Genomic DNA, 13555 nt, shown 5'->3' with positions numbered 1-13555 from the left:
TGAGTGCGCGGCAGGCACACTAGACGAAGGGGGACAGCAGAAGTGCAGTGAACCCTGCAGTGCCGAATCCGAGCAGCAGCCAATTCCGGAGCAATTCACCGGCGTGGCGCTCGGACAGGACGCCAAGGAAGGCCGCGTACATCGGCACTGCGGTGATGGAGTACCTGCCGGAGATCGCCCGGAAGTGAGCGTCATTCGAAAGAATCTCGCGCGCCTGGACGATGAGGGCGGTGAAGGCGGGCAGGAGGAGAACAAGGATGGCGAGGTGTCGGATGTCGGCCCTGCCCTTGATGGCGACATAGAGGGCGACAGGCAACAGAACGAGGAACACGGCGTAGAGGACCCAGCTCCACCCTGTCAGCAGGCCCGAGTCGAGATCGGGGTGGAGATACCAGTCGCCCGCCGGCGAGGTCAGCCCCCAGGGCGCGCCGCCCCCGACGATCGAGTTGACCACGGTCGGCAGTGATCCCGCATCGAACGGCTCCGTCGACAGCCCGGTGATCGCGGGGACATAGTCGTCCGGCCGCCGGGAGTTCTGAAACGCCGTCCACAGCACGTACGGCACCATGGTGCCTGCGGCGATGGCGAGGGAGGGCTTTACACGCCTCCAGCGATCGTCCCCGCGCAGGGCAACGACAAAAGAGAGGGCTCCGACTGCAAGGAGCGTGACGACCGACATCGTCCTCGTCGACGAGATGAGGGCCGTGATGATGAGGGGCAGCAGCCAGCCGTGATTGCCGTGCCTGAAGATCCTCGCCCCGATCCACACGGCGGCAGCGCCCGCCAGCATGCTCGCGGCATCATTGTGGACGATCGCGGCCGATTGGGCGAGCGCTGGAGCGCTCGTCGCCACGAACGTGGCCCCGGCCGAATTCCTCCGCCCCACTCCCCACTGGCGCACAGCGAGGTAGACGGCTGCGGCGCCCGCGGCGGCGAGGATGGCGGAGGCGGTGCGTGCCCCGTCCGTGAAGTCGGCGCCCGCGCCGTCGAAGGCCTGGCCGATGAGTCCGGCGAAGGCGAAGTAGAGGGGCGGATGGAAGGCGTTGTAGTTCTCGCCCTCGAAGGGCCACTCCCCCGCGGGCCGTTCGCCGACCTCCTCGCATGGTGGCGGCGTGACGCCGCGAATGTCCCCCTCCATGCCACGGCAGCTCCACGCCTGCCTGGCATACTCCGTCAGCTCATCGCCCTGGACGGGGATCTCCCCCTGGGAGATGCGCTGCGCGTAGTCGATATACGTCCACTCGTCGTAGCGGCTCAGTCCGGGCGAGGAGGAGATGGCGATGGCCGACCAGACGAGCGAGGCGAGCGCGAGGATGAGCGCGACTGCCCAGTCCAAACGGGCGCCCCCGACCGGATGGTCGGGGGCGGAGGCCGTTGGGCTGTACAGGGTCAGTCCTCGAGCAGGTCGCGAGTCTTCGAGGCGTCGAGCGGGATGCCCGGGCCCATCGTGGTCGAGACCGTGGCCTTCGAGATATAGCGGCCCTTCGAGGAGGACGGCTTGAGGCGGAGGATCTCCTCCTGCGCCGCGGCGTAGTTCTCGACGAGCTGCTCGACCGAGAACGAGGTCTTGCCGACGATGAAGCCGAGGTTGCCGTGCTTGTCGACACGGAACTCGATGCGGCCACCCTTGATGTCGGACACTGCCTTCGCGACGTCCATCGTCACCGTGCCGGTCTTCGGGTTGGGCATGAGGCCACGGGGGCCGAGGACGCGGCCGAGACGGCCGACCTTGCCCATGAGGTCCGGGGTCGCGACAGCCGCATCGAAGTCGGTCCAGCCGCCGGCGACCTTCTCGATGAGCTCGTCGCCGCCGACCTCGTCAGCGCCGGCGTCGATCGCCTGCTGAGCGCGGTCACCCGTCGCGAAGACGATGACGCGGGCAGTCTTGCCGGTGCCGTGGGGCAGGTTGACCGTGCCGCGGACCATCTGGTCGGCCTTGCGAGGGTCGACGCCGAGACGGAACATGACCTCGACGGTGGCGTCGAACTTGACGGTCGACGTCTCCTTCGCCAGCTCCATCGCCTTGCGGGGGGAGTAGATCTCGCCGGCGTGGATCTTCTCCGCCGACTTCCTGTAGTTCTTTGAGCGCTTTGCCATTTCTGCTTTTCTCCTTAGCAGTTGTGGTTGACGGACCTGCGCAGGCCCTTCCACATGCCGCCGGGGCGGCGTTTACGGTGAGGTGCCGAGGTTACTCGACGGTGATGCCCATCGAACGGGCGGTGCCGGCGATGATGGCCGCGGCGGCCTCGATGTCGTTGGCATTGAGGTCAGGCATCTTGGTCTGGGCGATCTCGCGGACCTGATCCTGGGTGAGCTTGCCGACCTTGACGGTGTGCGGGGTGGCCGAAGCCTTCGACACACCGGCGGCCTTCTTGATGAGCTCGGCTGCGGGCGGGGTCTTCGTGATGAACGTGAACGAGCGATCCTCGTACACGGTGATCTCAACGGGGATGACATTCCCGCGCTGGGATTCTGTCGCGGCGTTGTAGGCCTTGCAGAACTCCATGATGTTGACGCCGTGCTGACCGAGGGCCGGGCCGATGGGCGGGGCCGGGGTCGCAGCGCCAGCCTGAATCTGGAGCTTGATCAGGCCAGCAACCTTCTTCTTGGGAGGCATGATGATCCTTATTTCTTGAAGTTGGCGACATCCAATGGCAGAGGATGCCGCCCTGGTGTCCTTCTAGTCGGCCTTCTTGACCTGGCTGAAGGAAAGGTCGACCGGGGTCTCCTGGCCGACAAGAGTCATGAGCACCGTGAGGCGCTGGTTCGCCGCATCGACGGCGTCGATGGTGGCCGGCATGCCGACCCACGGCTCGAGGGTGAGGATGACGTTCTCGCCGACCTCAAACTCGGCCGTGACGACGGCCGGCTCGGATCCGGGACGGGACTTGCCCTGTGCGCGGAGCTCCTTGGCGACCTCGAGCTCAACAACAGGCGTCAGCATCTTGATGACGTCGGGCTCCGTGAGCGGAACCGGGTCGCGGCCATTGCCGACGAAGCCGGTGACGCCCTGCGTCTCCTGGACCGTTCGCCAGGCCTCGTCCTCCATCTCCATGCGGACCAGCGCGTAGCCGGGCATGCGGACGCGGTTGACGAGCTTTCGCTCGCCGCGCTTGACCTCGAAGACCTCTTCCATAGGAACTTCCACCTGGAAGATGTAGTCCTCCATGTTCATCGACTTCATGCGGATCTCGAGGTTCTGCTTGACGCGCTTCTCGTAGCCGGCATACGTGTGGAGCACGTACCAGCGGCCGGGGAGGCCCTTGAGGCGCCTCTTGATGGCGGCGGGGGAGGTCGGATCCTCGGCGGGCGTCTCCACCGCTTCATCGGCTGCGGCGTCCTCGTCGACCACTGCATCGTCAGATGCAGTGTCGGCATCCGCCGCTGTCTCGTCGGTCGGAGCGTCCTGGTCGGCCGCTGCGTCCTCGACGATCGGGGTCTCCTGCTCGGCCGGCGTCAGCTCGGTCTCGGCACCCTCGTTCATCTCTGTGGGCTCGTCCTGCGACACGATTTCCTACTTTCCTAGCCGAAGATCAAGAAGGCCAGCTCACCGAACATGATGTCCAGCAGAGCGACGATTGCCATGATGATCGCAACGAACACGAGGACCGTGACGAACAGGTTCCACAGCTCCTTGCGGGTGGGACGAACGACTTTCCTGAGCTCGCCGATGATCTGGCGGAAGAACAGCTTGATTCGCGCCCACAGGCTCATGTTGCTCTTGGCCTTGGGCGTGCGCGAGCCGTCTCCGGCTGTGGTTGGTGCGTCGCTCACGCGCTGTCCTTCCTGATAGATGAAGAAAGCGGTTCCGAAGAACCGCCTTCTCTGGCAGGGCAGGCGGGACTCGAACCCACAACCGTCGGTTTTGGAGACCGATGCGCTACCAATTGCGCCACTGCCCTACGACTGAGAAAGCCTTGTCTATTATGCCCATATGAGGACCATATAGCCAGTGAACGTTCTCACGCCTCGACTAACATTAATACCGATCATCGCGTAAGTCGAACCGGTGGGTGCCACCGTGGCGGGAGTCACGCCTGGCCGTAGCGCTCGCCCCACCGTTTCAGATGACCACAATAGGAAACACGGCCCGACCGACCGCAACATCGTGGAAAGATGAACATCGTGAGCACTACAACACCCGCACGCCGCGTCTCCAAGCGGCTGGGAGCACTTCAGGAATCAGCAACCCTCGCCGTGGACGCGAAGGCCAAGGCCCTCAAGGCGGAGGGCCGACCCGTCATCGGCTTCGGCGCCGGCGAGCCGGACTTCCCCACGCCCGACCATATCGTCGAGGCCGCCATCGCAGCCGCCCGCGACCCGAAGAACCACCGCTACTCCCCCGCCAAGGGTCAGCCGGCGCTGCGCGCCGCGATCGCGGAGAAGACGAAGCAGGATTCCGGCGTCGAGGTCGACCCCAACAATATCCTCGTCACCAACGGCGGCAAGCAGGCCGTCTACCAGGCCTTCGCAGCCCTCCTCGACGACGGCGACGAGGTCCTCCTGCCCGCTCCGTACTGGACGACCTACCCCGAGGCGATCCGGCTCTCGGGCGGCGTTCCGGTCGAGGTTTTCGCCGGTGCCGACCAGGAATACAAGGTGACCGTCGACCAGCTCGAGGCGGCGCGCACGGAGCGCACGAAGGTTCTTCTCTTCTGCTCCCCGTCCAACCCGACCGGAGCCGTCTACTCGAAGGAGCAGACCCGGGCGATCGGCGAATGGGCCCTCGAGCACGGGATCTGGATCATCACCGACGAGATCTACGAGCACCTCACCTACGATGGCGTCCCGAACGCCTACATTCTCGCCGAGGTCCCGGCCCTCGCCGACCAGACGCTCGTCCTCAACGGGGTCGCCAAGACGTATGCCATGACGGGTTGGCGCGTGGGCTGGATGTACGGTCCCGCCGACATCATCAAGGCGGCGACCAACATGCAGTCGCACCTGACGTCGAACGTCGCGAACGTCTGCCAGGCCGCTGCCCTCGAGGCGCTGACCGGCGACCAGTCGTCGGTCGCCGAGTTCCGGGAGGCGTTCGACCGCCGCCGCAGGCTCATCGTCGACGAGCTGCGCAAGATCGACGGCTTCGAGGTTCCCACTCCGCAGGGCGCGTTCTATGTCTACCCCTCGGTGGAGAACGTCCTAGGCCGCGAGATCAACGGCCGGGTCGCCTCGACGTCCGCCGAGCTGGCGACAATCATTCTCGAAGAGGCCGAGGTCGCCGTCGTCCCCGGTGAGGCCTTCGGCCCCTCCGGCTACCTGCGCCTGTCCTACGCGATGTCCGATGAGGACATCGTCGAGGGTGTCGGCAGGATCCAGAAGCTCCTGAACGGCTAGTTCGGGTTCACTGCTGGAGGCGGGCGGCGAGAGCTGCCCGCCTCCTTCACGTCTGCCCACGTGTCAGCTGCACGCGGTCGATCTGCCGGCGCCCGGATCGTAGAGCCCGCAGAGCCCGCAGAGCCCACAGAATGTGCTGGGTGTGCAGGATCTGCAGAGAACCGTCCCTGGGAAGCCTCTCCATGCGGGCGGTCAGGAGTTGAAGCTCGCCGCGCCACGTCTCTAGGGTGGTGTGCGCAGGGTCACAGAGGAGGCGACGATGGTGCGCGAGCAGAAACAGACCAGCCCGGTCCGCGCGCTGCCCCGGGCGTCCGTCCTCGACACGGCTCGCGTCATAGGAAGGGTGGGGATCCCGCTCCTCCAGCGCGGCGTCATCGTTCGGCGTCCGTCGCAGACGCGGCTGATGGAGAGAGTGGATGCTGATCGGCATGCAGTCGCTCTCCTCCAAGAACTGCGGCAGAAGTATGGTGCGGGGCCACTGCGACTGCGCATGCCGGGAAGGCGGATGGTGCTCGTCCTCTCGCCCGACCACGTTCAGCGCATCCTCGACGAGACACCCGAACCGTTCCACACCGCGACACGCGAGAAGAGGGCCGCGCTCGCCCATTTCGAGCCCGCCGGCGTCCTCATCTCCTCGACGGAGGACCGGCCGGAGCGCCGTCGCTTCAACGAGTCCGCGCTCGACACCGACCATGCGATCCACCGCGGGGCGGATGCGATGATCGGGGCGATCAACGACGAAGTCGACCGTCTGCTGGCGGACCGCGACGTCCTCACGTGGCCCGACTACTCGCGGCACTGGATGAGGATGGTGCGGCGGATCGTCTTCGGCGAGCAGACAGCGGACGATGAGCAGCTGACGGACGACATGCTGGCTCTTCGCTCGGCGGCGAACTGGGCGTTCCTTCACCCCACCCGCCGACGGGTGCGGGAGCGGATGTTGGCAGGGATCGATCACCACCTGTCGAACCCAGAGCCCGGTTCCCTCGCCGAGTATGCGGCGCGGGCTCCACAGACCCCTACGACCTTCCCGGAGCATCAGGTGCCGCAGTGGCTCTTCGCGTTCGATGCCGCGTCGTGGGCGAGCTGGCGAGCACTCGCCCTGCTCGGCTCGCACGAGCGCCAGGCAGGTGACGCCCTGCGCTCACTCGAGGGCCTCGACCTGAGACAGCCGCACCCCCTGCACGTCATGCGGGCGTGCGTGCTCGAGTCCCTGCGGCTGTGGCCGACGACGCCCGCCATCCTCCGTGAGACAACGAGGCGCGTGCGATTCGAGGGCGGCCCAGTGCCGGAGGATACCGCGCTCCTCATCTACGCCCCGCTCTTTCATCGAGACGACGAGAATCTCGACGCGGCGCATCGTTTCGAGCCTGAGATGTGGGAGGACGAGCGGGCGGCGATGGAATGGCCTCTCGTCCCCTTCAGCGCGGGGCCGGCGGTGTGCCCGGCGCGCAATCTTGTCCTCCACGTGACCAGCACGGTCATCAGCCGCATTTTCTCAGAGCGGCGCCCCACCCTCCTCGACGATCGGCTCGACCCCTCGGAGCCCCTGCCCGGGACCCTCGATCCGTTCTCACTCCGCTTCGCCCTGACCGACCATTGAGACACGAAGGACCGCCCGTGCCCCAGATCGGCTATCACGCCTCCCACGAACAGTTCGCGCCGAGTCGCCTCATCGACCTCGTCCAACAGGCAGAGGCCGCGGGGTTCGATGCGGCGATGTGCTCGGATCACTTCCACCCGTGGAGCGATGCCCAGGGGCAGTCGGGCTTCGCCTGGTCGTGGCTCGGCGCCGCCCTGCAGGCAACGTCGCTGCCGATGGGGACGGTCTGCGCGCCGGGGCAGCGCTACCATCCCGCCATCATCGCCCAGGCGGCGGCGACACTCGGCGAGATGTACCCCGGCCGCTTCTGGGTCGCCCTCGGCTCCGGTGAGCTCCTCAACGAGCACATCACGGGAGCACGCTGGCCATCAAAGGCGGAGCGCAACCAGCGCCTTCTGGAATCCGCCGAGGTCATGCGGGCCCTGTGGCGTGGCGAGACGGTCAGCCATCGCGGCGCCATCACCGTCGACCAGGCTCGGCTCTACACGCGCCCACAGACCCCTCCGCTCATCGTCGGCGCTGCTCTCACCCCCGAGACGGCGGGGTGGATGGGCGGATGGGCGGATGCCCTCATCACCGTCTCCCACCCGATTGACGAGCTGCGCGGCGTCATTGATGCATTCCGGGCCGGCGGTGGTCAGGGGAAGCCGATCCACCTCCAGGTCCAGCTCTCCTACGCGCCGACACAGGAGGAGGCGCTCGCCGCCGCCCACACCGCGTGGAAGACGAATATCTTCTCCAGCGGGGTCCTCGCCGACCTTCGCATGCCCGAGGACTTCGACGCGGCCGCCGAGTTCGTGGCGCCGCAGGACATGCTCGGCCCCGTCCATGTCTCCCCCCGCCTCGAGGACCACGTGGCTCGGATCCGGGAGTATGCCGAGCTGGGCTTCGACGGGATCTTCCTCCACAGCGTCCATCCCGACCAGGAGAGGTTCATCGCCGACTTCGGGGCGGCGGTTCCCGAGATGAGGCGCTGAGCTGCGAGCCGCGGTGCCGACTGCGTCGGCCGGATTTCTCATCTGCGCTTCATCTTCCTCCTGCATAATGCAGGAAAGAGGAGGGTCCCATGCCACGATGGTCAGTCCGCACGCGCATCGTCGCCGCCGTGCTTCTCCTCACCGCGCTCACCCTCACCGTTATCGGCATCGCGCTCTACTCCGTTCAGCGGAACCATATTCAGGACCGGATCGACGGTCGCCTGGCGATCGCCATGGAGGAGTTTGCGGCGGAATCCGTCGAATCCTACCGATCGGGCACGTTCACGACCCTCGGCGATCTGCTCGAGGACGTACTGAGCCATCGAGTGCCCGAGGATTCTGAGGGCATGGTCGGCTACGTGGGCACACGGCCCGCGTGGACCCAGCCGGGCGGGCTCGACATGGTGGCGGACCAGGAGCTCATGACCGCTCTCGGCGAACGCCTCGAGATCATCGCCGCGGGCGACACGGGAGAGGTCGACACGATCGAGACCTCCTCGGCCACCTACCGATATGCGCTCATGCCCGTCGTCCTCGGGGACCTCGGCTCCGGGGCCTACGCCGTCGCCTATGACGTCGACGAGGAGCTCGCCGAACTGGCGGATACGATGCGGATCTACCTCATCGCCTCGGCCGTGTGCCTCGCGGCCCTTGTCGTCTTCTCGTGGCTCATCGCCGGCGAGCTGCTCAAGCCGATCAGGAGGCTGCGCCAGACCGCCTCCCAGATCAGCGAGACGGACCTCGACGCACGCATCGAGATCGACACGAAGGATGATCTCGCCGACATGGCGCATACGTTCAACTCGATGCTCGACACGATTCAGGGCGCCTTCTCCTCCCAGCTCACGCTGCTGGATGACGCGGGTCACGAGCTCCGCACCCCGATCACGATCGTCCGCGGCCACCTCGAGCTCATGGACGTCACCAACCCGGATGATGTTGCGGCCGTGCGGGAGCTCGCCATCGACGAGCTGGATCGGATGCACAGGCTCGCCGATGATCTCGTCCTCCTCGCCAAGGCCGAGCGTCCCGACTTCGTCTCCCGCCATCCTGTTGACGCCGGTCCCTTCATCGACCGGCTCCTCGAGCTCCTGCGGGGTATCGACGATCACGACTGGCAGATCGAGTCCCGCGTCGAGGCGATCATCGACATGGACGAGCAGCGGATGACGCAGGCGATGCTGCAGCTCGCGGCGAACGCCGCGAAGTTCTCGCCCGCCGGCTCGCTCATCCGCCTCGGGGTCTCCGTCGACCGAGACGTGCGCCTCTGGGTGACCGACGAGGGCCCGGGGATCCCGGAGGATCGGCAGGAGGAGATCTTCGAGCGCTTCGGCCGGGCCGACAGCACCGTCGAGGGCTCCGGGTTGGGTCTTCCGATCGTCACCGCCATCGCCGCCGCGCACGGCGGACGCGTCGAGGTCGACTCCGCGCCGGGTCGCGGATCCACGTTCACGATCATCATTCCCCACGAGGAGGACGAGTGGCCAACATACTGATCATCGAGGACGAGGCGGGCATCTCCTCCTTCGTCGCCAAGGGCCTGCGGGCCGCCGGGCATGTGCCCACGATCGCCACCACGGGCGAGGAGGGTCTCTCCCATGCGCTGACGGGCGGCTATGACCTCATCATCCTCGATATCGGCCTGCCCGATATCGACGGCTTCGGTGTGCTGGAGCGGATGCGGGGCCAGGGCGTGGCGACTCCCGTCATCATCCTCACCGCCCGCTCCTCGGTCGGCGACACGGTCCAGGGTCTCGAATCGGGGGCGGATGATTACATGCCGAAGCCGTTCCGCTTCGAGGAGCTCCTCGCACGGGTACGGCTGCGCCTGCGCCCCGAGGCGCCCGCCGGAGCCGTCACCACCCACCTCCAGGTCGGCGACCTCATCATGGACCTCCCCAAGCACCAGGTGACCCTCGCAGGCAGGCAGATCGATCTGTCGGCGCGGGAGTTCTCGCTCCTCGAGGCCTTCATGACCCACGCGGACCAGGTGCTCTCCCGCGAGCAGCTGCTCGACCGCGTCTGGGGATATGATTTCGACCCCAATTCGAACGTCGTCGACGTCTATGTCCGCTACCTCCGGCGCAAGATCGGGCCCGGCTGGATCACGACTCTGCGCAATCTCGGCTATCGCTTCGGCGAGCCGCGCGGCGACGGACGAAAAGCCTAGCCAGAGCGGGTGTCTGGCTATAGTGGGAGGGTGCCCACCCTCCCCCCTCCGCCGCTGCGCCCGCTGCGCGACGGCCGTCGTTTTCGTCCGGAGCTCCACGGTGTCCGCGGCCTCGCGATCCTCCTCGTCGTCGTCTTCCACATCTTTGCCGCAGGGCGGGTGTCGGGCGGCATCGATGTCTTCCTCGCCATCACCGGCTTCCTCGCGCTGCCGAGCCTGCTGGGACGCACGACGGGCGGCTGGCGCATCGATCTCGCGGCGCGCTTCTCGGGCCTCATCCGTCGCCTCGTCGTCCCGCTCCTGCCGGTGCTGCTGGCCGTCGGGATGGCCGGCACAATCGTCGTTCCCCTCTCCGAACAGCCGCAGCTGTTCGCAGAGATGAGGGCGTCGATCCTCTTCTACGAGAATTGGGAGCTCATCACCTCCCAGCTCACCTACGACGCGGCAGGGCCCGGCACATCACCGCTCCAGCACATCTGGTCGACGTCGATCCAGGGCCAGTTCCACGTCGTCATGACGTTCTTCGTCATGGCGGTCGCCTGGGCGGCGGCGAAAGTGCACCGCTCCCCGCGCACGGCCCTCCTCATGGCACTCGGGGTCGTGACGGCGGCGTCGTTCTGGTGGGCGATGGAGGAGACGGCGACCAATCAGGCGGCTGCCTACTTCTCCACCTTGACGCGGGCGTGGGAGCTCACCCTGCCCGGCATGCTCGGCCTTGTCGTGGCCCGGATCCGTCTCAGCCCCGTCGCGCGCGGCATCCTGTCCTGGATCGGCATCGCCCTCATCGTCTCGTGCGGCTTCGTCCTCGACGGAGCCGCCCTCTTCCCCGGGCCCGCAGCACTCTGGCCGATCGCCGGCATCTGTCTGTTCCTCATCGCCGGCCAGACACACGTTCGATGGGGCGCGGACCGGCTGCTCACCGCCCGGCCCTTCCAGAGGCTCGGTGACATCTCCTACTCCCTCTACCTCTGGCACTGGCCGATTCTCATCTTCGCCCTCATCATCACCGGACGGGAGCAGGCGGACCCCGCGACGGCCGCGGCCGTCCTCGCCCTGTCACTCGCTGCAGGAGTCGCCGGCAAGTCCCTCTTCGAGGACCGTGCCGCGAACTGGCGGCCTGCCTTCCCCACCCCGGCGCGTGCGCTCGCGACGGGGGCGACAACGACGGTTCTCGCCTTCATCGCCGCCTCCGGCGCCCTCGCCCACTCCGCAGACCGGTTCGAGCAGGAGACGGCAGCGTTTGAGGCCATGGTGGTCGAGACGGACTACCCGGGTGCGGGGGCGATGGTGGCCCCTGAGTCCGTCACGATCGCCGCGCTCGACCCCGTGCCGTCCCGCGATATCCTCCGGTCCGACGCGGGATGGTACGCGACGCTCAATAAGGCAGAGCCCTGCATCCAGCGCTACTCCGGCAGCGAGACGACGTCCTGCCAGCATCCAGAAGCCGACGAGGGCTCACTCGTCCTCATGGTCGGCGGCTCCCACACCGGCCAGTGGGCCGAGCCGATGGCGGCGATGGCGGTCGAGTACGGCTGGGATCTCGAGGTGTATGAGAAGTCCGGGTGCCTGTTCACGACGGACAGCGTGAGGAACAGCGCAGGGCTGCCGATCGATGAATCGTGCGTCGCGTGGAACGAGAACATGCAGGACGTCATCGAGCGGCGCCGGCCCGCGCTCGTCGTCACGACGGGCACGACGCGGCTCGCGGGAGAGCCCGAGGCGGCCACCCCCGGCATGGTCGACGCCGTCCGCCGGGTGACCGACGCCGGGATCCCCGTCTTCCTCTTCCGCGAGAACCCGCACCGCACCGAGGACTGGCTTGCGTGTCTGGCAGATGACTCGGCCGCCCACACGCGCTGCGAGGCGCCGCGCAGCGATTTCTACAGCGCCGAGATTGACCGTGAGGGCCTCCCCCAAGTCTCCGAGACCGCGCGCGCCTTCGACACGTCGAAGTATCTGTGCGATGAGGAGTCGTGCTATGCGCAGGTCGGCAACGTTCGCGTCCTGCGGGACGATAACCACCTGACGGCGACCTTCGCCTCCTCGGCCCGGACCTTCATCGAGTCCGAGCTTCGCAGCCTCACCCCGGACCTGTTCACTGCCCCCGCCGGCTCCCTGACACCGGAGACGTGGGGAAGCCTGGGGCGCTGATCAGCTTCGCGTTGCCTGCGCGCGCGTTCTGCGTGCCAGGTGGCTGTGGCCGCGGGCCAGCCAGAGCTCAGCCGCGGCGAGGCGTCCCTCGGCGTCGCTCAGCCACTCCCCTGACCCCTCGCGGCGTGCGCCGGCGATAAGGGACAGGGTGACGCCTGCGCACCGCGCCATGAGCGCGACCGGGTCCACGGCCCGCTCCAGCCGCTTCGTCCAGCGCTCGAGCTCGTCCGGCACGTGGGGGTACGAATGCGGGGCGAGGTGGGGCAGAACTGAGACGTGCCCGAGGAGGCACCCGAGGTCGTCGACCCGGTGGCCGGGGCCGAGCGAATCGACGTCGATGAGGGCCGAGACCTCTGTCGTGCCCGGGTTCATGAGGATGTTGGCCTCGTAGAAATCCCCGTGAGTGGGGACGACGGGACCGGGGTCCGAGTTCGTCATGAGGTGCTTGACACCGTCGGCGAGGAGCTCGAGGCGGGCTCGGTGTTGGGGCAGGACGGTGGTCGCCGCATTCGCGTAGTGATCGGCGCGTTCTGACCAGGCGGGCCGCCGGGTGAGAGTGAGGGCGGCCTCCGGGAGGATGTCGAGCAGCGAGGTGAGATTATCGAGGACCTGGTCCGTCCTGTCCCCCATGCCCCGCGACAGCATGTTGGCGAGCGGCTCGCCCTCACCGGCGCTGATGAGGACGAGGCCGTCCTCGGTGTCCTTGAGGACCCGCGGGGCCGGCACACCCGCGTCGACGAGCATCGTGTGCCGCCTGACAAGGGAGCGGACATGAGCCGGCCGCACGACCTTGGCGAAGGCCCGCGACCCGTCCCGGCAGCTCACCCGGAGAACCCCGCGCCGGGTCGGCCGGTAGGAGAGGAGCTCGAGCTTGACCCGCTGGCCGACGAATCTGCTCATCGCCCCCGACTCGCAGGCGGTCTTGAGGGCGGGCAGCTCCGGGTCGTTCGGGTGCAGCCACACGTGGACGGCGATGCCGTCCGGGCCGTCGACGCGGACGAGGATGTCGGAGGGCTCCTGGGAGACTCTGCCCGTCGTGGCACAGACATAGTGGTCGGCGGCGCCGGCGGGTCCGTCGAGGCGGACACTGTAGCCGACAGTGACCCCGGCACCCGGGCGGTGATGGACGGAATGGACCTTCCAGGTTCGCACCGTGCCGCTGCTCGCGAGGGCGGCACCGAGCATATCCCCGGCGTCGGGTCCGGTCAGCAGCTCGACTTCGCGCGTCTCCTGCAGCGCCTGGTCCGTCATGCTCATCCGGCTCTGATCCCTCCGTTGTCGGCCGCCCTGTTTGCGCGGCGGGCAAACCTTTGGCAG

Annotated in this window: 12 protein-coding genes and 1 tRNA gene; 6 read left to right on the top strand and 7 right to left on the bottom strand. The window is 67.4% G+C overall.

Annotation, left to right across the window (positions count from 1 at the left end; all coding sequences use genetic code 11):
* Window positions 1-19: 19 nt before the first annotated feature.
* The 6 genes from EJO69_RS11825 to EJO69_RS11800 all read right to left on the bottom strand — a co-directional run bounded on the left by EJO69_RS11825 (window position 20) and on the right by EJO69_RS11800 (window position 3902).
* On the bottom strand, window positions 20-1336 hold the full coding sequence (locus tag EJO69_RS11825; protein ID WP_126042074.1) for a glycosyltransferase family 39 protein: 1317 nt from the start codon (window positions 1334-1336) through the stop codon (window positions 20-22).
* Between the two features lie 53 nt (window positions 1337-1389).
* Window positions 1390-2097: a 50S ribosomal protein L1 gene (gene rplA, locus EJO69_RS11820; protein WP_126042072.1), complete on the bottom strand. Its 708-nt coding sequence runs from the start codon at window positions 2095-2097 to the stop codon at window positions 1390-1392.
* Between the two features lie 91 nt (window positions 2098-2188).
* On the bottom strand, window positions 2189-2617 hold the full coding sequence (gene rplK, locus EJO69_RS11815) for a 50S ribosomal protein L11 (protein ID WP_126042070.1): 429 nt from the start codon (window positions 2615-2617) through the stop codon (window positions 2189-2191).
* A 63-nt stretch (window positions 2618-2680) separates the two neighbouring features.
* A complete protein-coding gene (gene nusG, locus EJO69_RS11810; protein ID WP_245993671.1) occupies window positions 2681-3508 on the bottom strand; it encodes a transcription termination/antitermination protein NusG in 828 nt (275 codons plus the stop codon).
* 14 nt (window positions 3509-3522) lie between these two features.
* Entirely contained in the window at window positions 3523-3774 is a 252-nt protein-coding gene (gene secE, locus EJO69_RS11805) for a preprotein translocase subunit SecE (RefSeq protein ID WP_245993668.1), read from the bottom strand.
* Window positions 3775-3826: 52 nt separating this feature from the next.
* Window positions 3827-3902: transfer RNA gene (locus EJO69_RS11800), tRNA-Trp, on the bottom strand.
* Between the two features lie 214 nt (window positions 3903-4116).
* Between EJO69_RS11800 and EJO69_RS11795 the strand changes: the two genes are divergently transcribed.
* From EJO69_RS11795 to EJO69_RS11770, 6 genes are all read left to right on the top strand, one after another.
* Entirely contained in the window at window positions 4117-5337 is a 1221-nt protein-coding gene (locus EJO69_RS11795; protein WP_126042068.1) for a pyridoxal phosphate-dependent aminotransferase, read from the top strand.
* A 232-nt stretch (window positions 5338-5569) separates the two neighbouring features.
* The gene (locus EJO69_RS11790) at window positions 5570-6940 is read left to right on the top strand and encodes a cytochrome P450 (RefSeq protein ID WP_211331447.1); all 1371 of its coding nucleotides are present in this window, start codon (window positions 5570-5572) and stop codon (window positions 6938-6940) included.
* Between the two features lie 17 nt (window positions 6941-6957).
* Window positions 6958-7917 (top strand): TIGR03885 family FMN-dependent LLM class oxidoreductase, encoded by a 960-nt coding sequence (locus EJO69_RS11785; RefSeq protein ID WP_126042066.1) that lies wholly within the window; start codon window positions 6958-6960, stop codon window positions 7915-7917.
* An 89-nt stretch (window positions 7918-8006) separates the two neighbouring features.
* Complete coding sequence (locus tag EJO69_RS11780) at window positions 8007-9413, top strand: sensor histidine kinase (protein WP_126042064.1); 1407 nt, start codon at window positions 8007-8009, stop codon at window positions 9411-9413.
* Complete coding sequence (locus EJO69_RS11775; protein WP_126042062.1) at window positions 9398-10087, top strand: response regulator transcription factor; 690 nt, start codon at window positions 9398-9400, stop codon at window positions 10085-10087. The genes EJO69_RS11780 and EJO69_RS11775 overlap by 16 nt, the downstream gene beginning before the upstream one ends.
* 30 nt (window positions 10088-10117) lie before the next feature.
* Window positions 10118-12238: an acyltransferase family protein gene (locus tag EJO69_RS11770; RefSeq protein ID WP_164519962.1), complete on the top strand. Its 2121-nt coding sequence runs from the start codon at window positions 10118-10120 to the stop codon at window positions 12236-12238.
* Here EJO69_RS11770 and EJO69_RS11765 read toward each other — a convergent pair whose 3' ends face one another.
* Complete coding sequence (locus EJO69_RS11765) at window positions 12239-13495, bottom strand: phosphotransferase family protein (RefSeq protein ID WP_126042058.1); 1257 nt, start codon at window positions 13493-13495, stop codon at window positions 12239-12241.
* Window positions 13496-13555 lie beyond the last annotated feature (60 nt).

It is taken from the genome of Flaviflexus salsibiostraticola (genome assembly GCF_003952265.1).
GTDB classification, from domain to species: Bacteria; Actinomycetota; Actinomycetes; order Actinomycetales; family Actinomycetaceae; genus Flaviflexus; species Flaviflexus salsibiostraticola.
The sequence above is the reverse complement of the archived record's forward strand: the minus strand, read 5'-3'. Positions and strand labels throughout refer to the sequence as shown.